Genomic DNA, 21,851 nt, shown 5'->3' with positions numbered 1-21,851 from the left:
TTACCTAATTGAGGGGCTTACCCTTTAAACTCCAACACCAAGGTATCAATGCCATTATTTCGTAAACGCGTTTTAATTGCCATTATTGAACTTAGTCCCGAAAAAGGGCCTATTTTAATTCGATGCCAAACCACTTTTCCAACCATTGCTCGCTCAATATGGGATTCAACGCCGAAGGCTGTTAATTTAACATGAAGTTTTTTGGCTTCTAAAAAATCCCGAAACGAACCTGCCTGCATGACATAACGCCCTCCTTTTTTTAAAGTCCCTGTTTGCTCTTCTCTAATACGCGTTTTAATTTCATATTCAGGAATAACGACTTCAAGTTTTGGCAAAATGGTATAAAAATCAAAATGAGGTTCTTTAGGAATTTTATCTTGTTTACTGGGCGAATCAGCCTTTTGTTTAATTTTAGCTTGTGCCTTAGCGGCTAAAGCCTGTATGTTTTTATTTTGTAGCTGTTTTTTTATTTTTAATTCAGCATTTTTTGCATCACTGATATTATTCGTTGATAATAAGGTGTCTAATGAAATTTTTGTATCGGGACTGTCTGGATTCAAAAAGGAGACCCCAAACAAGGAGGCCACAACAATAAAGGCTAAAATTAAGAGTCCGTCAAAACGATTAAACCGTGATTTATTGGATTTATTACCTCGGCTAGGTTTTTTAGTGTAACTACGGTTTTTATAATCTTTAGGCATTTACATCGCCTCAGGTGAATGAATACCTAATAAGTTTAGACCATTGTTAAGAACTTGTTTAGTTGCGCTGATCAAATTGAGCCGCGCATTTCGCAAATTAACATCATCAACCAAAAATTGATGCGCGTTGTAGTAGCTATGAAAATTAGTGGCAAGCTCTCGGCAATACTGAATTAATTGATGAGGCTCATAACTTAAGGCGGCTTTTTCTAAGACTTCTGGGTAGCGCGATAAGGTTGTTAAAAGTGTTATTTCATACGATTCTGTTAAGACGGTTAGGCTTTTCATGCCTAAATTTATATCACGCTCTAAACTTTTTTCATCTAACTGACGTAAAACACTGCATATTCGGGCATGAGCGTATTGTACATAAAACACAGGGTTTTCATTGGTTTTAGAGGTCGCTAGTTTTAAATCAAAATCCATGTGCTGATCGGAGCGACGCATCAAATAAAAAAACCGCGCCGCATCTTTACCCACTTCACTTCGTAATTGCCGTAAGGTAACAAATTCACCTGAACGTGTAGACATCGGCATTTTTTCATTCCCCCGATATAAAACAGCAAACTGGACTAACAAGACCGTAAGCTTTTCAGCATCCGCCCCCAGTGCTAATAAGGCCGCTTTAATTCGTGGGATATAGCCATGATGATCCGCTCCCCAGATATTAATAATTTGGTCATAGCCTCTTTCCAATTTATTAAGGTGATAAGCAATGTCTGAGGCAAAATAAGTCGTTTCGCCATTATCACGCGTGACAACACGGTCTTTATCATCCCCAAAATCAGTTGATTTAAACCACGTGGCTCCCGCTTGTTTATAAAGAAAATTCTTTTCGTCTAATTGACTAATGACCCCATCAATTAATCCCTCTTCCATGAGCTTGCGCTCAGAAAACCAGTGATGATAATCAAGACCAAATTCGCTTAAATCAACTTTGATATCTTCTAAAATAGTCGCTAACCCTATTTGAAAAATATCTCGATATTGAGCGTTACCCAATAAGGTTTTTGCACGTTGAATCAGGGCATCAATATGGGTGTCCTTATCCCCGCCTTCAGGCTCATCACTCGGAATACTTTCTAATACTAATTCAGCAGGATGACGATATTCATTTTGTACACTGTTATGAATTTTTCGGGCAATTTCACGAATATAGTCACCTCGATAAGCATTCGTTGGAAAAACAACGACCTCACCACATTCTTCCAAATAACGTAACCAAATGCTGGCGGCTAAAATGTCCATTTGTCGCCCTGCATCATTTACATAATATTCTCTATCAACTTCAAAGCCAACCGCTTCCAATAAATCAGCAACCGCTGATCCATAAGCTGCTCCGCGTCCATGCCCTACATGTAAAGGCCCAGTGGGATTAGCGGAAACAAATTCAACTTGTACTTTTTTCCCCGCGCCGAGTTTGCTTAAGCCAAACTGCTCACCTTGTTGATGAATTTCGGAAACAACCTGATAAATAGCGTCAGGATGAATAAAAAAATTAATAAACCCTGGCCCTGCAATTTCAACATTCACAATTGCAGTATGCTGGGGCAGTGCATCAACAATTTGTAGGGCTAATGTTTTAGGATTAATCTTAGCCGATTTAGCCAATACCAAAGCTAAATTTGAGGCAAAATCCCCGTGTGAATTATCACGAGCGCGTTCAATCGTAATCGTTGGGGTGAGTGTGTTATCTAAAACCCCCTCTTTTTTAAGACTTTCAACAGCTTGCTGAACAAGTGTTTTCAACGTTTGTTTCATTATTTCACAGCATCTAATGGATTCAAAATATTCTGCATTATCCCTGAATTTTTAAGGATTAGCTATAAGGTACAAGCTAAAAACATGATTCAATCCTAACTTTACAGGGCGTTATTTCTTTTCAGCCCTGTTAGGCTGCTGTAAACTAGTGGATTTTTAAGGGATAAACACTGATGACCTCATCAAAACCTGTTCAACGAATTGCCTTAACAGCAGGAGAACCTGCAGGTATTGGACCTGATTTGTGTATTCAATTAGCCCAGCATCCGCAAGTGTGTGAGTTAGTGATTATTGCTGATCCTGATATGCTGGCATCACGTGCAAAAATACTTAATTTACCGTTAACAATTAATAATTTTGATCCCCTGGCTCCTGCTAAACCGCAACAAGCAGGGATAATCACCGTTTTCCCTACCCCCTTAAAAAAACCCGTTGTCTGTCAGCAACTTGATAAAAACAATAGCCGTTATGTATTAGAAACCATCCGTTTAGCAACCCAAGGCTGTTTAGATGGCTTATTTGCTGCGATGGTAACCGCCCCTGTTCATAAGGGCATTATTAATGAAGCACGGTTAAAATTTACAGGACACACGGAATACATTGCGAAGATTGCAGGCGGGGGAACACCTGTCATGATGCTAGCAACGAAGGGGTTAAAAGTTGCCTTAGCAACGACTCATTTACCGTTAACTAAAGTATCCAAAGCAATTACCAAAAAAAGTTTAACCACCATTATTCAGGTGCTGGAACGGGATTTAAGACAGCGTTTTGGGATAAGTAAACCGACTATACTGGTTTGTGGGCTTAATCCTCATGCAGGCGAAGACGGGCATTTAGGCTCAGAAGAAATTAACACCATTACGCCTGTGTTGGATAAATTTCGAGAGGAAGGCTTTAATATACAAGGCCCTTTAGCCGCAGATACGGTTTTTACCCCGAAATATTTAGATAATGCCGATGCGGTTTTGGCTATGTATCACGATCAGGGGTTACCCGTTTTAAAATATTTAGGCTTTGGAAAGGCGGTTAATATTACCTTAGGTCTCCCCTTAATCCGAACATCCGTCGATCATGGCACGGCATTAGAGCTTGCAGGCACAGGCACTGCAAATTATGGCAGTTTAGAGCTTGCCATCACCACCGCATTAGATATTGTTAGTAGTAACACACTTTTATTTTAATTATGGCACATCAAGCACGTAAACGATTTGGACAAAATTTTCTTGAAGATCACGGCATTATTTATCAAATAATTGCCTCTATTCAAGCCCAAAAAGGTCAACATTGGGTTGAAATAGGCCCAGGACAGGGAGCCTTAACGCACCCTTTATTAGAAACGGGGGTAACACTGGATGTTGTTGAACTCGATAGAGATTTGGTTACCTTGCTCACCCAAAAATTTGAGCCACATCCTCAGCTAACAATTCATAGTGCGGACGCGCTTAAGTTTGACTTTCAAGCCTTGGTTAATTCCGATGAAAAACTTCGTATCATTGGGAATTTACCGTACAACATTTCTACCCCGCTTTTATTTCATTTACTGAGTAATGCTCATTCAATTGCGGATATGCACTTCATGTTACAAAAAGAAGTGGTTGAGCGAATTTGTGCGGTCCCTGGCAGTAAAAAATACGGGCGTTTGACGGTGATGATGAATTATTACTGTGCAAGTGAGCATTTATTTGATGTTCCGCCAGAAAGTTTCAAACCTATTCCGAAAGTAAACTCGGCCATTGTCCGTTTAATTCCACATTCTACCGCCCCTGTTACCCTTAATGAACGAAAGACTTTAAATACAATCGTTACAGCGGCCTTTTCTCAGCGACGTAAAACGATTAGAAATTCGCTTAAAAAACATTTAAATGAAGATCAAATAAAACAGTTAGGGATTGATCCTAAAGTGCGGGCCGAAGAAGTGGGTTTAGAGGACTTTGCAAAACTAGCCAATTTTTTTAATGAAATTAGCGAATAAACTGCGACAGTTTGCCACATGTGACAATTTACCACATTCCCAACACAATAAAGAGTCCGTAAACTAGACACAACTTCAAGCAAAAGCTCTTCCCTCCTAAAGAAAGCTAGTGTTTTTATATCTCCTTAAATTACTCTCTTTTGCGGCTATTTAGCCGCATTTTTTTTGCCTGTCGAAAAGGTACCGCTGTTTGTTCAAACAGTTTCATGCCCCTGCTTAACGATTCATTATCTGTAAACATAAGACTGGACTAAGTTCCTTGAGTATTGTTATTATTCCGCTCGTTACACCGTTTGTCTTATACCAATCAAAGAATTACTTTGCCCGCTTGATTTAAACGAATGGGTCGATGTTAAAAAACAATTGATAATTATTTTTAACCCAATTCTAATCGATTTTTTCAATTATAAACTCAAAAATAATGAGCATGACTAACACAAATTATTACGCTGTCGTTCCCGCCGCAGGGGTTGGTAAGCGAATGCAAGCGGATAAACCTAAACAATATTTACCCTTACTCGATAAAACGGTGATTGAGCAAACGTTATTGCAGCTTTTAAGTACGGATGTTTTTTCTGCCATTGCCGTGGCGATTTCAGACGGTGACACGTATTGGCCAGCCTTAAAAATAGCAAAACATCCCCAAATAATTCGAGCCAAAGGCGGTAAAGAACGAGCCGATTCAGTGTTATCCGCCTTAAGTGCATTAGAAAATAAAGCGGTGGATGATGATTGGGTACTCGTTCACGATGCCGCCCGTCCGTGTGTGAGTTCAAAAGAGATACACCAGTTACTTAAATCACTACAAAATGAAGCGTGTGGTGGAATTTTAGCGTTGGCTTCCCATGATACCTTAAAACAAGTTGACGGCGATGTGATTCAAAAGAGTGTTGATAGACGGACTATCTGGCGCGCCTTAACCCCTCAAATGTTTCGGTACGGGGTTTTAAAAAAATCCTTAACACAAACGATTGGAAACCCTGCCATAACTGATGAAGCCAGTGCCATCGAACTTACAGGGGGCGTGGTTAAAATAGTGGAAGGTTCGACTGAAAATATTAAAATTACGCGCCCTGAAGATTTAGCTTTAGCACAATTTTATTTGGAGAATCAACGTGATTAGAATAGGTCAAGGGTATGATGTCCATCGTTTCAAACACGGTGATGAAATTATTTTAGGCGGAGTCACGATTCCTTATGAAAAGGGACTTGAGGCTCACTCCGATGGTGACGTTGTTTTACATGCCTTAGCGGATGCTTTATTAGGCGCGGCGGCTTTAGGGGATATTGGTCAACACTTTCCTGATACGGATCCTAATTTTAAGGGGGCTGATAGTCGCGTCCTTTTACGCCATGTCTATAAAATAGTTAATGAAAAAGGCTATCATCTGAATAATGCCGACATCACTATTGTTGCACAAGCCCCTAAGATGTCCCCTCATATTGTTGCTATGTGTGAGAATATTGCGGTTGATTTAAAAACCACCGTCGATAGAATTAATGTGAAAGCGACAACCACTGAAAAATTAGGCTTTGAAGGCCGTAAAGAAGGCATTGCTGTTCATGCCGTTGTTTTGATTGAGTCATCCCCTCTTGACTGAGTTATTGACGCTGCCGCAATGGAGTTATGCTTATGGCTCACCTGCATCAACCGGCGTCATTAAAACGCAGCCCGATGATTTTATTGTTGAAGAACAGTTACCTTTTGAAGCGGATGGCACGGGTGAACATGTTTTTGTTCAGATTCAAAAACAAGGTGAAAATACAGACTATGTTGCCCGCGTATTAGCCCGAGTTGCGAAGGTTAGGCAACGTGATATTGGGGTTGCAGGCTTAAAAGATCGTCATGGACTCACGACACAGTGGTTTAGTGTCTGGTTACCTGGTAAAGCCACGCCTGATTGGTCTGAAGTGGAAACCGAAACCATTAAAGTCCTTCAAAGCACGCGCCATACACGAAAGCTTAAGCGGGGGGTTTTAACAGGAAATCAATTTCAGCTATTAATTCGTGATTTCTCAGGGGATCGTGAGGCGTGTCAGCGACAACTGAATCAAATAAAAATGCTAGGTTTCCCTAATTATTTTGGGTCACAGCGTTTTGGTTTGCAAGGGAAAAATATTGATACCGTATTGGCGTTATTTGCAGGAACACGAAAAATTAAACGCCCACAACGAGGTATTTATTTATCCGCTGCCCGCTCTTATTTATTTAATCAGATTCTTAGCCATCGGGTTGAAAATAATAGCTGGGATTCCGCGCTTGAAGACGATATTTTAATGTTTGCAGACTCCAATAGTTATTTTAAAGTCACCGCGTTAGATGATGAACTCAAACAACGCATTAGCCAAGGCATCCTTCACCCTACAGGCTGTTTATATGGAAAAGGGGAAGTTTTAGCGAATGAAATGAACCTTCTAACCCCTTATGACGCATTAACCACAGGATTGGTTAAGTTTGACCTTGAAAGTGATCGCCGTGTCTTACGTGTCATTCCTCAAAACTTACAATGGCAATTTTTAACCCCCGAACAACTACAACTCCGTTTCTTTTTACCCGCAGGTGGTTATGCAACCGCTTTGTTAAGAGAAATCATTAATTTTTAATCTTCAAGTGAATCTTCATGGATATTATACAAGCGATTGCATTAGCAATATTGCAAGGGTTAACCGAGTTTTTACCTATTTCAAGCTCAGCTCATTTAATGCTATTACCGATATTAGTCGGCTGGGAAGACCAAGGGCTTGCATTTGATGTAGCCGTACATATAGGAACCTTAACCGCCGTTATTATTTTTTATCGCCGTGATTTAATACAAATAAGCCAATCTTGGGGAAAGTCACTCTGTGGCGGGGAATCAAATGAGGATTCTAAACTCGCGTGGTACGTTTTATTAGGCACCATTCCCGTCGGACTGGTGGGTATTTCCTTACCTGATAGCGTCGAAGAAATGATTCGATCGCCTATCGTTGTGGCGATTGCAACCATCATTTTTGCAATCCTATTATGGTTTGCAGAAAAAAAAGCCACGGAAAAGCGGGATACGATTACCTTAATGGATGCTATTGTAGTGGGACTCTTTCAAGCCATTGCCTTAATTCCAGGGACATCACGTTCAGGCATTACCATTACAGCGGGGTTATTAACAGGCCTAAAACGTGAACATGCAGCACGGTTCTCGTTTTTATTATCTATCCCTGTTATTAGTCTCGCAGGTATGCTTAAATCGTATGAACTTTATCAGACTATAGAGCCTGTTAATTGGGAATTTATGGCCATTGGCGCGTGTATATCCGCGTTGGTTGCTTATTTAAGTATTGCTTGGTTTTTGAAATTTTTAAATAAAGTAGGAATGATGCCATTTGTCTATTATCGGTTTGCATTAGGTATTTTTTTACTCTGGCTATTTAATCCATTCCTTTCAATTTAAACGTTAAATTAAGATCAGAGGTTATTTATGAATAATTCAAAATTTAGAGCTATTCCCGAAAATAATAATATTAAAATACCTTTTAAATTAGAAAAAAAGTTATTACTCGAATGGTTAAACACTCGGTTAGAACAGGACAGTAAAACGGCGTGTTTAGAATTATTACGCTTATTACAAGCCTTAAATATAGCAAATATAAGCTCTAAAAAGCGCATTACTTTTTTATGTATTATTGCGGATTATTTAAAAAAATATATCAATGATCTTGAAGGTGTTTGTTGGGATGTTGGGTTTCCCTTAACAGTTGACGAAAGAATCTATGCCGAAGCCGTTACCTGGAATTATTTACTGCTCAGTGAAGGCTTTTTTATTGCCGCAGAAGATACACAGGTCAAACAAGATGCCGCATTTGCATTCGTTGTTGCTCTGCAAGCAAAACGACAAGCCCAATTACATATTGCGGCCATTTATTCATTACCGACGGATGGTTTTTGGCGTGATATTTATGAAATGTTTCATATTGCCGAAAAAAGAAACCTTTTAAAAGTCCCCGTTAAACAATTAAATGATATAACACCTGAAACTATTTTTAACAAAATATTTATCTTTCAAGCCTGTGACACCAATCAGTTTCGCGCACGCGATATGCAAACTATTTTTTATTTTCTGGATATGGTTTGTGAAAATATTGTTATTAAGGTAAAAGCGGATAAAGAACACACTGTTTTTGTTTTTGATTTAGAAACGGATAATCCCCCCGTTAACTGTACGGATTATCATGAGGCTAATTTGATTGAAACCTGTCGTTATTTTTCAACCGTTGATATTGCCCATGAAATTTACGATAAACTTAAAAAAGGAATGTCATGGAGCGGTACCTTAAAATCAATTAATACCGCTCTGTTTTTACGGGTCATAAAAACATTGGGATTAGGGCAAAAAAGAAAATATACGCGCTTAGATGATGGTCATCAAATGTTAGGAATTATTGGCTTCGATGATATTGTTAACTTTTTACGTTACAAAGAACGACCCCTTACGGATGGGCTTGAACCTAAAAATGACATTCAAAAAGCAAAAATTGCCTCAGAAGAATTAAAACTCTATATTAAAAATAAGCATATTGAATCACTGAATTCTGATCATGACGACGATTCATGGCAGCCTCCAAGTACTTATAATACCAAAGAAATAAACGAAATAAATGTTAAAAAAATACATATTTTTGATAGTTCAGCAAAAGGCTATTCTGTTTACTGGAGTGATTCTAATACCAAGCTTAAAGCTAAAATAGGGGATGTTTTTGGTATTATTTCGGCGGATAAAACCCGCTTAGAGATCGCCCTTATTCGTCGAATTGCAATGAGAACAGGGGGATAGTTTTCGCTTTGGTGCCGAAGTTATTGGCTTTGAATCTGAAATTGTTTATATTTGTCATTTACATGACAAAGAACGTTCTACATGGGCTATTTTTATTCCAGGGATTAAAGCGTTAGAGCAAGCCGATACCTTAATTTTTTCAATGGGATGTTTTAAAGCAGGCGATCAAATTTACATTTATAAAAACAAAGAAAAAAACCAAGGACTCGTCGTTAAGGAGCTGCATTCAACCTCGGGTATTATTTTAGTTGAGTTAGCATATCCGTCTAATGATGAATAAGGCACTTAAGTGTTATTAAATTTTTGGACGTAAATCAAAGCAGCTCGTTAATAGGTAACGACTTCCCATAAGCGCGAAAGCAAAAGGAATAATGATTTCACACAGCCAATTAGGAACGCTAGCAAATGCAATTCCTCCATCTTGGTAATCAGAATAGATTAATAGACTGCTGTGATAACTCACAACAAAACAAATAAGGCCGCTAAATAAATCATTAAAACGATTAACCCAACGTTGAATGGAGGGAGTTAGTTTATTAATCAAAACATCAATGGCAAGGTGACGATGATGGCGACAAGCCAGCGTCGCACCGAAAAATGCAAGCCATAAAACAGCAATCCGAACATAGGACTCCCCCCATAAAATCCCTACGCCCCAAAAATTACGCATAATAATTTGTAAGGTTGCGATCATTATCATCGATAACAATAAGCCAACCGTAATAGCCACTTCAATTTTTAAAAGAAACTGATGGGTTTTAACTATCCAATGAGGTGATTGCATTATTTATAGAAAGATGATGGCTTGAAAAACCGTTAAGGGCATAAACTAAAATGACTCATGCTTTTTTATTCGAGTTTGGTTTTGTTTGACTAATGACCATTTCAAACAATAATAAATGACAATCAAGCTAATCGCAATCCATAAGCTCCCCCATAAAACAGTGGAACCTCCCGTATGCTGAGCCAACATATAAGCATCGGATTCTAAATGCGCTCGAAAAATAGTATCACTATAAATATCTAAGGGGACATAAATCATACTGGTTAAGCCTAATAATCGTAACAAAAAATCATTATAACTATTAGCTAAAAAGCGAGCGATAACCAGCATTCCTATTCCAGAGGTTAAACCAAATAACCAACTAAATTTAGAACTTGAAAGCAAAACGGTAATTAAAATAATACTAACCCCTAAGCAGCCCATCAATACTTTATCGTATAAAATTTGAACGCTCGCAACATAAATAATAACCCCCCATAATAATGAGCCTAAATAGCCCGAACTCAAAATTATAAAACGATTTCCACCCAAGGACACCACATGCCCGCCTTGTTCATAATTAATCACAAACTCTTTAACCTGCCCACCTGTTAAAACGGTTGCCAGTGCGTGAGAGGATTCGTGAAAAAAAACGACCAGTAATTTTAAAGGATAAAGAACGGGGTGTTCCCAAAAATAAGTAATCAACCCCATTAAAAAAATTAAATAAGCAAGCTGTTTCATGAATTATGACTCAGGGACATGGAAATCTCTTAAAGCGGTTTTAAAGCTATTAATCGGGGAAATAATCGCATTAATCATGACGATGGCCAGACCAATACCATAAATAAAAGGTAAGCCATGTTCCGTTCCCCACCACAAATAACTACTAAAGCCACTGGCCATTGCAACGGAGGTGGTTGAGCGAATAATTAATAAGGTAAAGTTATGGTGTGAAATATTAGAACTATTAATAAAACCAAAAACTAAGGCGCATAAAAATAGGACAAATAAGCTTTGTTCAATTACCCCTTCAACAGGAATTTGGCTTTCATAAAGTCCAATAAGTGTAACAACAATGACAAAATTCCAAGGTAGAGCTGTAATAAAACGCATAGCGTAATTCCTAAAAAAACAAATAAACTATCGATTATTATAGCAACTGCGACACAAAAGGTTATTTTTCTAACGAGATCAAGGACTGAGAGCCTTTTTTGAAATCTTAGGCGGTTTTGTAAGTGTGAGATGATAAAGGACATTTGAAGGTATCTACTTTAAATTTCAGGGTAAAATAAATATCAGACCTGCAAACTTTGCGCTTTTTGAGCGATAAGATTCGCCATAGACGGCATTTTGAATTCACCACTAACTCGGTCATAAACATAATCATAAAAACTCACGGCTAGTTTTTTAGCCGTTTCAGCAAGACTCATAAAACTGTCTTTGATTTTCGTGCCTTTCTCATTTCGAGTCTGGAAGCTTATGTCTCGCGCACGCGCTTGTCTTCTTGATTCATCACTGTATTAACAGGTATTTGAGCATCAACTTTTACCCGCGCTTTATCAGCTAACTTGAACTCGTCAAGCAAGGATTGAGCTTGTTGATTGTAGATATAATGGCGTGGCGCACCGTCGGTCAGCACGTCCAGAACCGATAAACGGTCTTTGTTTTTAGGGGTGAAATAAGCGGTAAACAAGTCATTGCAGACCACCTGACAATAGTGGTTATCACCGTTGACTCGCGCACTGGTATCATCAATATGACTGTATCACTGTTGAGAATACCGCTGCGATAAAGCTCGCTTTTTTCCTGAGACTTAAGCATGGGAATTAAGCTACGAAAAAGCCTTTAGATACTAAGTCGCTAGGCAAGCCAGTTTTGTCGAGTAGGCATTTTAGCGTTTGGTCGATTTTAACTCGTGGGATCTTGGGTTTACGGCGGCGTTTTTTCTTATCCGAGTCCGTATTTTCAGTGTCGTTATTAGTTTCTTTTTGCGCGTCAACTTGTGCTTTTTTACGTTCGTCTTCGGATGAAATATCATCACCCTTATTATTTTTATTGGGTTTGATATCAGGCTTTCCCTGCTCACCTTTCAAGCGATTAACCTCGTCACGAAGTTGCTGTAATTCAGTTTCTAAAGACAATTTATCACTGGCTAAGCGTTCAATAAGATTGAATATTTTTTTGACAATATCCTGCGCTTCGCTACTTTCCATTTGAGCGATTGCTTGATAAATGGCGTTAGTTTCAGCCTGTAGGTCGTGGATATTCAAAGTATGTAACTATTCGTTCTTTTATGATATGTTGTCAAATCTATTTTAGAAATTTTATCTTTACCCTGAGATTTAAAGTAGATACCATGAGTGGTTACCTTTGGATTGTTATTTAAGTTATGAACATTTAAAAAAATCAGTTTTAGAGATATTAGATAATTTCGGTAAAAAATACTTAATAACTTTTGTTGGAGTACTTACTTATTGATACTTATCACTAACCTGCAATAAAACTAAAACCGCCCCCGTTCCACCGTCTTTAGGTGAGGCGGAACAAAAAGCCAGCACATCATTGTGTTGTCTTAACCACATATTCAGATTATTTTTTAAAATCGGAAAATTATTTTCTGAACGATAGCCTTTACCATGAATAATATGAACACATTCACAACCCTCTTTAACGGTATCACGCAAAAAATGCTGTAATTGTCGTCCTGCTTCTAAACTACTTAACCCGTGTAAATCTAACTCAGCATCAACCCCAAAATAGCCATTGCGTAATTTTTTTAATACTTTTTTATGCAAACCTGAGACTAAAAAACTTAAATGATCTTCGGCACGTAATTGCTCAATAACCGCAGTCGTTTTTTGCAAAAAATGATCCGTTTTATTCGGTGGTGACTTAATCGTAACTTTAGGGCTTAAAAGTACCGTATCTTGTTCAATGACCGTTACTTTACCGATGGTTTGTCGAAATAATGCTGAATCTTCGTCTGAGAGTATTTTTTTTGCCACGTCAGTTTAATGTTGTCTACAGTGTTTATAGGATAGAATGAGCTAATTTTATAGCTTTTTTAAGCACAGGGCTAACACTATGCACATTTTGTTGAGTAATGATGATGGTTATCTTGCAAAAGGTTTGCAAGCATTGGCGGAATCACTGGCTAATTATGCAAAAATTACCGTGGTGGCTCCCGATAAAAACCGTAGTGCCGCAAGTAATTCATTAACACTCGAAACCCCCTTAAGAGCAAAACGTTCTGAAAATGAGTTTATTCGGGTCGATGGGACTCCCACGGATTGTGTTCATTTAGCCTTAACAGGTTTGTTAGATACGGAACCCGACATGGTGATTGCAGGGATTAATCATGGGGCCAATTTAGGGGATGATGTCTTATATTCAGGCACGGTTGCCGCTGCAACAGAGGGGCGATTTTTAGGTTTGCCTGCCATTGCAATTTCGCTAGCCGCCTCTGATCCTCATCATTTTGAAACAGCGGCCTCTGTGGCGGTGACGTTAATGCAGCAAATTATAGCGAACCCTTTACCCTCAGACACCTTATTAAATGTAAACGTTCCTGATCTGCCGTTAGATGCACTTAAAGGCTATCAATCAACACGATTAGGACAACGTCATAAAGCGGAAGCGATGATTAAGGCTCAGGATCCTCGTGGTAATGAAATCTATTGGGTTGGCCCACCTGGAGCGGCGCAAGATGCGGGCGAGGGAACTGATTTTTATGCGGTTAAAATGGGCTATGTTTCAGTCACCCCATTGCAATTAGATTTAACCGCACATCAACGGATTAAGTCATTAGCGACATGGCTGCCTTAAAAATCTTGAAAAACTAACTCGGTTTGACTTTCAAGTAAGTAATCCCCTAAATCATGACGTGCTTTGTCAAACATAAGCCCATACGTTTTTTCGGCATAAACTTCTTCCCGAATAACTTTAGAGAAAACTTCAAATTTTTTTTGTCCTTTAAAAATAAGCGTTAAGATAATTTTTTTATCCATACGAATTTTTTTAGGACTAGAAATTAAGGCCCCTTTTGTACTAATATCCAATAGCTTTACTTTAATTGGACGATTATAACTAAGCGATCGATAGCCGCCAAAAATATTAGCTAAATTAATACTGGCCTCTATATCATTCCTAATATAACGTACGGTTTTACGTTTGTTATCATAGCTCTCCATTGTGGGGTCAATGCCTAAATCATCATGCTTTAACCACGTATGTAGCGATAAGTTTTCATTAGGATAATCAAAAAAATCATCATCTATATCGACTTCTTCTGGGGAATCACGCATTTTTATAAGTAGAGTAATTTAAGATAAAAAGGTATCTACTTTAAATCTCAGGGTAAAGATAAAATTTCTAAAATAGATTTGACAACATATCATAAAAGAACGAACATTTACATACTTTGAATATCCACGACCTACAGGCTGAAACTAACGCCATTTATCAAGAAATCGCTCAAATGGAAAGTAGCGAAGCGCAGGATATTGTCAAAAAAATATTCAATCTTATTGAACGCTTAGCCAGTGATAAATTGTCTTTAGAAACTGAATTACAGCAACTTCGTGACGAGGTTAATCGCTTGAAAGGTGAGCAGGGAAAGCCTGATATCAAACCCAATAAAAATAATAAGGGTGATGATATTTCATCCGAAGACGAACGTAAAAAAGCACAAGTTGACGCGCAAAAAGAAACTAATAACGACACTGAAAATACGGACTCGGATAAGAAAAAACGCCGCCGTAAACCCAAGATCCCACGAGTTAAAATCGACCAAACGCTAAAATGCCTACTCGACAAAACTGGCTTGCCTAGCGACTTAGTATCTAAAGGCTTTGCGGAAGTGGTGATTCAAGACATTGTCATCAAAACCAATAATATTAAGTATCTCCGTGAGATTTTTTATTCACCTTCTGAAAATAAGTATTACCGCGCCCAATTGCCTGAAGGCGTTCGAGGTCAGGGCGAATTTGGTATTGGAATTCGTAGCTTGATTCCCATGCTTAAGATGATGGGCGTGACCGAAAAACCCATGGTCGGTTTTTTGAAAATATTGGCATTGTGGTGTCGCCGACTTATGTTTCTCAGCAATGGACAGGCGGTTATGACTGGGCGCATCAGGAAAAAAGCGAACTTTATCGCAACGGTATTCTCAACAGTGATTACGGGCAGATTGATGATACCAGTGCGCGAGTCAACGGTGATAACCACTATTGTCAGGTGGTCTGCAACGACTTGTTTACCGCTTATTTCACCACCAAACACAAAAACCGTTTATCGGTTCTGGACGTGCTGACCGATTATGCGCCACGCCATTATATCTACAATCAACAGGCTCAATCCTTGCTTGACGAGTTCAAGTTAGCTGATAAAGCACGGGCAAAAGTTGATGCTCAAATACCTGTCAATACAGTGATGAATGAAGCGCAATTTAAGTTGCACTTAGCGATCTTAAATACGCTTAGGCGTGAGACAGGTAGCGCATGTCACCGAAGCTTGTGCCATTGCCTATTATCAGCAACAAACGGATTTTCCTGTTATTGAAACCTTGCTTGCAGACGATGCGCCGCAATTCAAATTACTGACGGAACATTTGGGGTTATGCTGGGTTCACGATGCTCGCCACTACAAAAAACTCCGTCCAATTCTGGAAATACATCAGCAAGCATTAGCCGATTTTCGAGGGCACTATTGGGAGTATTATAAGGAGTTGCTTAACTATCAAAAAAATCCCTGCCCCGATAAAAAGGCATGGTTGTTAACGCGATTTAATGAATTGTTTGCAACCACAAGCGATTATGAAGACCTCAATGATCGCATCGCCAAAACACTGGCGAAAAAGACTGAATTATTGCGAGTTTTGGAGCTTCCACAATTACCACTCCATAACAATGCAGCCGAACTTGGCGCAAGAAGACAAGCGCGTGCGCGAGACATAAGCTTCCAGACTCGAAATGAGAAAGGCACGAAAATCAAAGACAGTTTTATGAGTCTTGCTGAAACGGCTAAAAAACTAGCCGTGAGTTTTTATGATTATGTTTATGACCGAGTTAGTGGTGAATTCAAAATGCCGTCTATGGCGAATCTTATCGCTCAAAAAGCGCAAAGTTTGCAGGTCTGATATTTGTTTTACCCTGAAATTTAAAGTAGATACATAAAAAGGATCTTTTTTAGGCATGAAAAACGTATTTTTCGTTCCATTGCGTAACATCAATTAATGATAACCTATAAACCGTTAAAATTTATGATACAACCTAGAAACCATGAATGAATCAGGCATTGACTTTATGAAAAAACCATTAACCTTACTCTTTTTATGTCTTATTTTCACCCTATTTCAGGTTAAAAATGGTGTTTCCGCACCTAAACAACGAATAAAAATTGCCTATATTACCCAAGAGAAAGCGGTTCCTGCGGCTCTCTCTAATCTTGATGACTTCATTCAAAATAAAGGGATAATAGGTGCAGAACTTGCAATTAAAGATAATAATACAACAGGACAGTTTACCGCTCAACAGTATGAGTTAATTAAAATCGTTGTTCCGTTAACCTGTGATGCAAATCAGTGGTTTATTGACGATATTACGGATGATATTAATTTTATCGTGGTGAATTTACCTGCGGATAAGTTAAAGCAGTTAGCTGATTTACCGCAAGCGAAAACTAAATTATTGTTTGATGTCGCGACCCGTGATGATGACTTGCGAGGGTCAGAATGCCGTGATAATATTTTACACCTACAACCCAGTCATGCGATGCGTGCGGATGCGTTAGCCCAGTTTATGCTTAAAAAACGTTGGAAAAAATGGTTTCTAGTCACAGGTACGGATGAAAAGGATGTTTTATTTTCTAAAGCCCTTAAGCGTTCGGCCAAAAAATTTGGTTTAAATGTTGTTGCTGAAAAAATATGGAAACATACCTACGATGCTCGCCGCACCGCCCAATCGGATGTGCCTGTTTTCACTCAAGAGGTCACCGATTATGATGTCTTAGTGGTGGCGGATGAAAAAGGCTTGTTTGGTGAGTATTTAAATTATCGAACGTGGCTGCCACGGCCTGTGATTGGCACACAAGGTTTAATCGCAACCGCTTGGCATAAAACACATGAACAATGGGGTGCAGTACAAATTCAAAATCGTTTTAAAGAAGCGGCTGGACGCTCTATGGAAGAAGTGGATTATGGGGCGTACTTAGCGGTTCGTGCGATTGGTGAAGCGTCAGTACGCGCTAAAAGTAATCAACTGGCGCCCATAAAAGCTTATTTATTAGGCGATCAACTGGCCTTACAAGGCTATAAAGGGAAGCCGCTCTCTTTTAGAGCGTGGAATGGTCAATTAAGGCAACCTATTTTATTAGCTGCCCCTCGTTCATTAGTGACTGCGGCCCCTATAGAGGGATTTTTACATAAAAAAACCGAACTCGATACATTAGGTATTGATTTTCCTGAATCAACTTGTGGAAAAAAATAATGAAAAAATGGCTGTTAAACACGAGCTTATTACTCCTTTCGCTTTCTTCGGTACACGCAGAAACCGTTTTTGTAACTTTGGAAAAAGATAATGCGTTAGCGATTGTTGATCCCATTAAAGGCACGCTTTTAAAAACGGTGGCAATCGGTCAACGACCACGCGGCCTTACTTTAAGTTCGGATAAGACCCAATTATTTATTGCCACTAGTGATGATGATACGATTAGCATTATTGATACGCAGACCTTAAAAGAAGTTGGGCAGCTCCCATCAGGGGAAGACCCTGAAACCTTTGCGCTTTCTCCCAAAGGCGATCGACTTTATGTCTCCAATGAGGATGATAATTTAGTGACGGTGATTGATATTCCCTCTAAAAAGGTTATAAAATCTATCAAGGTCGGCGTTGAACCAGAAGGTATTGCGGTCAGCCCTGATAATAAATGGATTGTTAGCGCCTCTGAAACCACGAATATGGTTCATTGGATTGACAGTCAAACCCTAGAAATTGTTGAGAATACTTTAGTTGATCCACGTCCTAGAGCCGCTCATTTTACAGCCGATAGTAAACAACTTTGGGTGACTTCAGAAATGGCAGGGACGTTAATGATTTTAGACGTTGCCAGTCAAAAAATTATTAAAAATATTCCTTTAGAGATTCAAGGAGTCAGTCGTGACAAGCTACAACCCGTGGGAATTGCGATTGATAAAGAGGGAAAATATGGGTATGTGGCAATGGGGTCGGCTAATCGAGTGGCGGTTATTAATGCAAAAACCTTTGAGGTGGAAAAATTTCTATTAGTGGGCCAACGCGTTTGGAATTTAGCGTTTTCTCCCGATGAAAAGCGACTTTATACCACCAATGGCCTCAGTAATGATATTTCTATTATTGATTTAACCAATCATAAGGTCACAAAATCGGTCGGTGTCGGTCGTTATCCGTGGGGAATTGTGGCAAAACCATGAAAACAGCGTTAACCGTTAAAGACCTCAGTTTCGCCTACGGTAAAAAAAAGGCCCTGGATAAAATTAATTTTAACGTTAATCAAGGGGAATGCACTTTATTACTCGGCCCGAATGGCGCGGGAAAAAGTACCTTATTTTCATTAATAACCCGTCTTTATGAAAGCCGTGAGGGGTCGATTCATTTATGTGGTTTTGATATTAAAGCCCAATCCAGACAAGCGTTAATGCGTTTGGGGGTTGTGTTTCAACAAACGACTTTAGACATTGATTTAACGGTCTTACAAAATTTACGCTACCATGCGGCCTTACATGGAATGAGCCGTAAACAGGCTAATCAACGGATTCAAGAAGAATTAGAACGTCTAAATATGTATGAACGACGGAGTGAAAGTGTTCGTCAATTAAATGGCGGACATAAGCGTCGTGTGGAAATTGCAAGAGCCTTATTACATCGTCCTGCGTTGTTATTGCTTGATGAACCGACCGTTGGTTTAGACCTTCCCAGTCGTAAAAGTATTGTTGAACATGTCCATCAATTAGTCAACGGCCATCAATTAGCTGTTTTATGGGCGACTCATTTAATTGATGAAATTTATCCTGATGATAATGTCTTAGTGTTACACCAAGGACAAATTAAAGCCAATGGGTCAATTCCCCATGTCTTAAAAACAAGTGAAAGCAAAACGATTAGTGATGCTTTTCATAAGTTAACGCAAGGTATATCTGTATGATCCTTATTTATTTTTTACGCGTTATGTGGGGCATTGTTCAACGTGAATTATTACGTTTTTTAAACCAAAAAGAGCGATTTGTTTCCGCCCTCGTACGCCCTTTAATTTGGTTATTTGTTTTTGCCGCAGGGTTTAGAGCCGCGTTAGGGTTAGCCATTACGCCGCCTTATGAAACTTATATTTTATATGAGGTCTATATTGCACCAGGGTTAATTGGAATGATCCAACTATTCAACGGGATGCAAAGCTCATTATCAATGGTTTATGATCGCGAAATGGGCAGTATGCGAATTTTAATGGTCTGTCCGTTGCCACGTTGGTTTTTATTGGTTTGCAAGCTGATTGCAGGAACGGCAGTTTCAATTTTACAAGTGTATGTTTTTTTAGTGATTGCTTGGTTTTATGATATTCAAGCCCCTGAAATAGGCTATTTATTACTCTTTCCTGCGTTAGTGTTATCAGGGTTAATGCTGGGCGCATTGGGCTTATTGCTGTCATCCTTTATCAAGCAATTGGAAAATTTTGCAGGGGTTATGAATTTTGTTATTTTCCCCATGTTTTTTATGTCTACCGCCCTTTACCCCTTATGGAAAATAAAAGAATCCAGCCCTTTATTGCATAACCTCGCCCTTTATAATCCTTTTTCTCAGGCCGTTGAACTCATTCGTTTTGCGTGGTATGGACAGTTTAATCATTATGCCTTTTTTTATACCCTTGTTGCATTTTGTCTATTTATGTTCGCTGCAATCCTAGGTTATAACCCGTCTAAAGGAATGATGAAACGAAAAGGGAGGTAAATAAATTAACCACCAATAAATCGTTATTTTAACGATTTTAACTATTTTTTTTACGATTAATCGACACTAATCGTATTTAAAATTGACGAAATAAAGTCGTTACGCTTAAATTTATCACTATCTAAATTCATTTAAATTATAACGAGAAACGTGTGAAAAACTCTTTTTTTCTAGTTCTTCCGTCTCAACAAAAAAGTTCAAAACGCTTAAAGCTTTACGAAGAAGAAACTTTAAGCCAATGGATTGTTGATCTACCTACAGCAAACCAAGGGTTAACCACCCGTTTGTTCCATGATTTTATTAAAGAATTAAATCGAACCTGTATGAGCGTACAGCTTCGGCTTGAGACCCTTGAAGCCTTGAAACCGAGTTTTCTTGAAATAGAAGATTATTTACGCATACGGTTAATAAAAAGAGGATTTCCTAAAGGCGAAAATGAGCAAAAAATTCTTAACGTCGTGGTTTCACTAGAGAAAGAATTTTCTTTGGGGTATTGGATTGCCGCTAAAGAATTAACCCTGCGTAGTGGCGGGTGGTTTCAAGGTAAAAATACGGCTTTAGCGATTCAACGTACAGTAAAAGGCTTAGGCGATATTATAGTCACGCACTATATGATGTATTTAACCGTTCCTGATTGGGTCTGGATAGATTTACATTCGCTTTATAAGTTGAGTGTGAAAATGAAGAAAAACAACACCCGTGTTCCTGATGATTTAGATAATCCGAGTGATGAAAGCTCCATTACAGAAAGCTATCTACAAATTTTATTATTAAGCCTCACCGACGCGTGTGGGCTGATGCAAAAAGAAGTTCAACAGGTTTATCGTTTTATTGGTAAATTTACTAATCTAGCCGCGTTACAAAAAACACCAGTGACGACGCATAAAAGACAATGTGTCGTTCGGGTCGATGAAGATGCCCCGCCTGAGTTTGAACGTGAAGGTCATGTCACCAATACTGAAAAGCTGTATCTTAATTTTACCGAGCTTTATAAAGTGATAGCGCAACCTGATAAAATGATTGATAAAAATAATCACCGTTTTAACTCAATAAATATTGTTAAGAATCCAACAGAAAAATTATCAACCGAATTAGTGGATTATTTAGCGCAACGATGGATAGGAACAACCCACCAAGGAATGCCGTGTTTTGTTGATCGTTTAGATCGATTTTTTTCGATTGGGCTTGAAACGACCCATGAATTACAACAGTCATCCGAGTTACAACAAAATAAAACATTGGAATATCTGGCACAATCGGCTTCTGAAAAAGCGTTATCGTGTTGTTTCGATAAAGAAGGGCTTGTTTCAACGGGCAGTTTAATTAGCTTTAGAAAAATAGATACGCCTCAAAACCAACGCGCTTTAGGGGTCATTGAAAAAATTAGTATGCCTAAACGCAAGAAAAACCAATTAGATTTTGAAATTAAATTAATTGCCTCTAAAATCTATGCTGTTTCTTACGTTTTGAAAGATAAAACGGGTCAAAATTTCCCTCAAAACGCGTTGTTTTATAATGAAAAATCCGATAATACCCCCAAACAGTTTATTATTATCGAATCCTATTTATTAAAAGAAGGTGATGTTATTCAATTAACGTTACTCCCTGATAAATTTTGGGTGGAACTTTCAAATAAAAAAAATGTCGGTTTGGGGTATTGGCAGTTTGAATGCAAACGTATTGTTGAGTTAAAAGCTAAGCCTAAAAGGGTTAAGAAGACCGAAGAAAAAAAAGGCTATGATTTTATTTAATTTTTTTTGCTTGAGACACTTGACGTTTTAAAGCTAAATTGTGATAGTGGTCTAACAACACACGGTTGTATTTTACATTCACGTAAATGTAATTACGTTATCCATTAAGGATACCTAT

Annotated in this window: 27 protein-coding genes; 17 read left to right on the top strand and 10 right to left on the bottom strand. The window is 38.6% G+C overall.

The window, feature by feature from the left end; all coding sequences use genetic code 11:
• Positions 1 to 17: 17 nt before the first annotated feature.
• Both Q9M50_03260 and argS read right to left on the bottom strand, forming a co-directional pair.
• Positions 18 to 701 (bottom strand): SPOR domain-containing protein, encoded by a 684-nt coding sequence (locus Q9M50_03260; protein ID MDQ7089647.1) that lies wholly within the window; start codon positions 699 to 701, stop codon positions 18 to 20.
• Entirely contained in the window at positions 702 to 2,462 is a 1,761-nt protein-coding gene (argS, locus tag Q9M50_03255) for an arginine--tRNA ligase (GenBank protein ID MDQ7089646.1), read from the bottom strand.
• A 173-nt stretch (positions 2,463 to 2,635) separates the two neighbouring features.
• Here argS and pdxA point away from each other — a divergent pair, with 173 nt between their 5' ends.
• The 8 genes from pdxA (at position 2,636) to Q9M50_03215 (ending at position 9,522) form a co-directional block, all read left to right on the top strand.
• Entirely contained in the window at positions 2,636 to 3,643 is a 1,008-nt protein-coding gene (gene pdxA / locus Q9M50_03250) for a 4-hydroxythreonine-4-phosphate dehydrogenase PdxA (protein MDQ7089645.1), read from the top strand.
• A gap of 2 nt (positions 3,644 to 3,645) precedes the next feature.
• Positions 3,646 to 4,434: a 16S rRNA (adenine(1518)-N(6)/adenine(1519)-N(6))-dimethyltransferase RsmA gene (rsmA, locus tag Q9M50_03245; GenBank protein MDQ7089644.1), complete on the top strand. Its 789-nt coding sequence runs from the start codon at positions 3,646 to 3,648 to the stop codon at positions 4,432 to 4,434.
• A gap of 427 nt (positions 4,435 to 4,861) precedes the next feature.
• Positions 4,862 to 5,557: a 2-C-methyl-D-erythritol 4-phosphate cytidylyltransferase gene (ispD, locus tag Q9M50_03240; GenBank protein MDQ7089643.1), complete on the top strand. Its 696-nt coding sequence runs from the start codon at positions 4,862 to 4,864 to the stop codon at positions 5,555 to 5,557.
• Entirely contained in the window at positions 5,550 to 6,035 is a 486-nt protein-coding gene (gene ispF / locus Q9M50_03235) for a 2-C-methyl-D-erythritol 2,4-cyclodiphosphate synthase (protein MDQ7089642.1), read from the top strand. The genes ispD and ispF overlap by 8 nt, the downstream gene beginning before the upstream one ends.
• Positions 6,028 to 7,038, top strand: a complete 1,011-nt coding sequence (gene truD, locus Q9M50_03230) for a tRNA pseudouridine(13) synthase TruD (protein ID MDQ7089641.1) — start codon at positions 6,028 to 6,030, stop codon at positions 7,036 to 7,038. Before ispF ends, truD begins: the two co-directional genes overlap by 8 nt.
• A gap of 17 nt (positions 7,039 to 7,055) precedes the next feature.
• A complete protein-coding gene (locus Q9M50_03225; GenBank protein ID MDQ7089640.1) occupies positions 7,056 to 7,862 on the top strand; it encodes an undecaprenyl-diphosphate phosphatase in 807 nt (268 codons plus the stop codon).
• A 27-nt stretch (positions 7,863 to 7,889) separates the two neighbouring features.
• Complete coding sequence (locus tag Q9M50_03220) at positions 7,890 to 9,242, top strand: hypothetical protein (GenBank protein MDQ7089639.1); 1,353 nt, start codon at positions 7,890 to 7,892, stop codon at positions 9,240 to 9,242.
• Positions 9,243 to 9,384: 142 nt separating this feature from the next.
• A complete protein-coding gene (locus tag Q9M50_03215; GenBank protein ID MDQ7089638.1) occupies positions 9,385 to 9,522 on the top strand; it encodes a hypothetical protein in 138 nt (45 codons plus the stop codon).
• A 15-nt stretch (positions 9,523 to 9,537) separates the two neighbouring features.
• Here the strand turns inward: Q9M50_03215 and Q9M50_03210 are convergent, their stop codons facing one another.
• From Q9M50_03210 to Q9M50_03180, 7 genes are all read right to left on the bottom strand, one after another.
• Entirely contained in the window at positions 9,538 to 10,026 is a 489-nt protein-coding gene (locus tag Q9M50_03210) for a TRAP transporter small permease (GenBank protein ID MDQ7089637.1), read from the bottom strand.
• Between the two features lie 45 nt (positions 10,027 to 10,071).
• Positions 10,072 to 10,749 carry a M50 family metallopeptidase gene (locus Q9M50_03205; GenBank protein ID MDQ7089636.1) on the bottom strand — a complete coding sequence of 226 codons (678 nt, stop codon included), beginning with the start codon at positions 10,747 to 10,749 and terminating at the stop codon, positions 10,072 to 10,074.
• 3 nt (positions 10,750 to 10,752) lie between these two features.
• Positions 10,753 to 11,121, bottom strand: a complete 369-nt coding sequence (locus Q9M50_03200; protein MDQ7089635.1) for a hypothetical protein — start codon at positions 11,119 to 11,121, stop codon at positions 10,753 to 10,755.
• A gap of 182 nt (positions 11,122 to 11,303) precedes the next feature.
• Entirely contained in the window at positions 11,304 to 11,438 is a 135-nt protein-coding gene (locus Q9M50_03195) for a hypothetical protein (protein ID MDQ7089634.1), read from the bottom strand.
• Positions 11,439 to 11,485: 47 nt separating this feature from the next.
• Positions 11,486 to 11,716, bottom strand: coding sequence for a hypothetical protein (locus tag Q9M50_03190; GenBank protein MDQ7089633.1), 231 nt, complete (start codon positions 11,714 to 11,716; stop codon positions 11,486 to 11,488).
• Positions 11,717 to 11,834: 118 nt separating this feature from the next.
• Positions 11,835 to 12,278, bottom strand: a complete 444-nt coding sequence (locus Q9M50_03185) for a hypothetical protein (GenBank protein MDQ7089632.1) — start codon at positions 12,276 to 12,278, stop codon at positions 11,835 to 11,837.
• A 201-nt stretch (positions 12,279 to 12,479) separates the two neighbouring features.
• Positions 12,480 to 13,013 carry a Smr/MutS family protein gene (locus Q9M50_03180; GenBank protein ID MDQ7089631.1) on the bottom strand — a complete coding sequence of 178 codons (534 nt, stop codon included), beginning with the start codon at positions 13,011 to 13,013 and terminating at the stop codon, positions 12,480 to 12,482.
• A gap of 79 nt (positions 13,014 to 13,092) precedes the next feature.
• Here Q9M50_03180 and surE point away from each other — a divergent pair, with 79 nt between their 5' ends.
• Positions 13,093 to 13,833 carry a 5'/3'-nucleotidase SurE gene (surE, locus tag Q9M50_03175; protein MDQ7089630.1) on the top strand — a complete coding sequence of 247 codons (741 nt, stop codon included), beginning with the start codon at positions 13,093 to 13,095 and terminating at the stop codon, positions 13,831 to 13,833.
• Here the strand turns inward: surE and Q9M50_03170 are convergent.
• A complete protein-coding gene (locus Q9M50_03170) occupies positions 13,830 to 14,312 on the bottom strand; it encodes a PilZ domain-containing protein (protein MDQ7089629.1) in 483 nt (160 codons plus the stop codon). The two genes, surE and Q9M50_03170, sit on opposite strands and share 4 nt — an antisense overlap.
• A 116-nt stretch (positions 14,313 to 14,428) precedes the next feature.
• On the opposite strand from Q9M50_03170, the gene Q9M50_03165 reads away from it, so the two are divergent.
• The 8 genes from Q9M50_03165 to Q9M50_03130 all read left to right on the top strand — a co-directional run bounded on the left by Q9M50_03165 (position 14,429) and on the right by Q9M50_03130 (position 21,733).
• On the top strand, positions 14,429 to 15,319 hold the full coding sequence (locus Q9M50_03165; protein ID MDQ7089628.1) for a hypothetical protein: 891 nt from the start codon (positions 14,429 to 14,431) through the stop codon (positions 15,317 to 15,319).
• Positions 15,244 to 15,567 (top strand): hypothetical protein, encoded by a 324-nt coding sequence (locus tag Q9M50_03160; GenBank protein ID MDQ7089627.1) that lies wholly within the window; start codon positions 15,244 to 15,246, stop codon positions 15,565 to 15,567. Before Q9M50_03165 ends, Q9M50_03160 begins: the two co-directional genes overlap by 76 nt.
• Positions 15,491 to 16,144 carry a transposase gene (locus Q9M50_03155; protein MDQ7089626.1) on the top strand — a complete coding sequence of 218 codons (654 nt, stop codon included), beginning with the start codon at positions 15,491 to 15,493 and terminating at the stop codon, positions 16,142 to 16,144. Before Q9M50_03160 ends, Q9M50_03155 begins: the two co-directional genes overlap by 77 nt.
• Before the next feature lie 166 nt (positions 16,145 to 16,310).
• Entirely contained in the window at positions 16,311 to 17,492 is a 1,182-nt protein-coding gene (locus tag Q9M50_03150; protein ID MDQ7089625.1) for an ABC transporter substrate-binding protein, read from the top strand.
• Positions 17,492 to 18,454: a PQQ-dependent catabolism-associated beta-propeller protein gene (locus tag Q9M50_03145; protein ID MDQ7089624.1), complete on the top strand. Its 963-nt coding sequence runs from the start codon at positions 17,492 to 17,494 to the stop codon at positions 18,452 to 18,454. Before Q9M50_03150 ends, Q9M50_03145 begins: the two co-directional genes overlap by 1 nt.
• Positions 18,451 to 19,185, top strand: a complete 735-nt coding sequence (locus Q9M50_03140; protein ID MDQ7089623.1) for an ABC transporter ATP-binding protein — start codon at positions 18,451 to 18,453, stop codon at positions 19,183 to 19,185. Before Q9M50_03145 ends, Q9M50_03140 begins: the two co-directional genes overlap by 4 nt.
• A complete protein-coding gene (locus Q9M50_03135; GenBank protein MDQ7089622.1) occupies positions 19,182 to 19,982 on the top strand; it encodes an ABC transporter permease in 801 nt (266 codons plus the stop codon). The genes Q9M50_03140 and Q9M50_03135 overlap by 4 nt, the downstream gene beginning before the upstream one ends.
• Before the next feature lie 152 nt (positions 19,983 to 20,134).
• Positions 20,135 to 21,733 (top strand): hypothetical protein, encoded by a 1,599-nt coding sequence (locus Q9M50_03130; GenBank protein MDQ7089621.1) that lies wholly within the window; start codon positions 20,135 to 20,137, stop codon positions 21,731 to 21,733.
• Positions 21,734 to 21,851 lie beyond the last annotated feature (118 nt).

Source organism: Methylococcales bacterium, assembly GCA_030949405.1.
Lineage (GTDB): Bacteria > Pseudomonadota > Gammaproteobacteria > Methylococcales > Methylomonadaceae > WTBX01.
This window is presented reverse-complemented; position numbering and strand designations above follow the sequence as displayed.

Excerpts from the sequence above, each read along its gene's own strand:
- Q9M50_03135 (MDQ7089622.1), top strand. The coding sequence starts at position 19,182 with ATGATCCTTATTTATTTTTTACGCGTTATGTGGGGCATTGTTCAACGT.
- Q9M50_03210 (MDQ7089637.1), bottom strand. The coding sequence starts at position 10,026 with ATGCAATCACCTCATTGGATAGTTAAAACCCATCAGTTTCTTTTAAAA.
- ispD (MDQ7089643.1), top strand. The coding sequence starts at position 4,862 with ATGACTAACACAAATTATTACGCTGTCGTTCCCGCCGCAGGGGTTGGT.
- argS (MDQ7089646.1), bottom strand. The coding sequence starts at position 2,462 with ATGAAACAAACGTTGAAAACACTTGTTCAGCAAGCTGTTGAAAGTCTT.
- Q9M50_03260 (MDQ7089647.1), bottom strand. The coding sequence starts at position 701 with ATGCCTAAAGATTATAAAAACCGTAGTTACACTAAAAAACCTAGCCGA.
- pdxA (MDQ7089645.1), top strand. The coding sequence starts at position 2,636 with ATGACCTCATCAAAACCTGTTCAACGAATTGCCTTAACAGCAGGAGAA.
- Q9M50_03225 (MDQ7089640.1), top strand. The coding sequence starts at position 7,056 with ATGGATATTATACAAGCGATTGCATTAGCAATATTGCAAGGGTTAACC.
- Q9M50_03170 (MDQ7089629.1), bottom strand. The coding sequence starts at position 14,312 with ATGCGTGATTCCCCAGAAGAAGTCGATATAGATGATGATTTTTTTGAT.
- surE (MDQ7089630.1), top strand. The coding sequence starts at position 13,093 with ATGCACATTTTGTTGAGTAATGATGATGGTTATCTTGCAAAAGGTTTG.
- Q9M50_03220 (MDQ7089639.1), top strand. The coding sequence starts at position 7,890 with ATGAATAATTCAAAATTTAGAGCTATTCCCGAAAATAATAATATTAAA.
- Q9M50_03200 (MDQ7089635.1), bottom strand. The coding sequence starts at position 11,121 with ATGCGTTTTATTACAGCTCTACCTTGGAATTTTGTCATTGTTGTTACA.
- Q9M50_03145 (MDQ7089624.1), top strand. The coding sequence starts at position 17,492 with ATGAAAAAATGGCTGTTAAACACGAGCTTATTACTCCTTTCGCTTTCT.
- Q9M50_03140 (MDQ7089623.1), top strand. The coding sequence starts at position 18,451 with ATGAAAACAGCGTTAACCGTTAAAGACCTCAGTTTCGCCTACGGTAAA.
- Q9M50_03205 (MDQ7089636.1), bottom strand. The coding sequence starts at position 10,749 with ATGAAACAGCTTGCTTATTTAATTTTTTTAATGGGGTTGATTACTTAT.
- Q9M50_03150 (MDQ7089625.1), top strand. The coding sequence starts at position 16,311 with ATGAAAAAACCATTAACCTTACTCTTTTTATGTCTTATTTTCACCCTA.
- rsmA (MDQ7089644.1), top strand. The coding sequence starts at position 3,646 with ATGGCACATCAAGCACGTAAACGATTTGGACAAAATTTTCTTGAAGAT.
- Q9M50_03215 (MDQ7089638.1), top strand. The coding sequence starts at position 9,385 with ATGGGATGTTTTAAAGCAGGCGATCAAATTTACATTTATAAAAACAAA.
- Q9M50_03195 (MDQ7089634.1), bottom strand. The coding sequence starts at position 11,438 with ATGAGTCTTGCTGAAACGGCTAAAAAACTAGCCGTGAGTTTTTATGAT.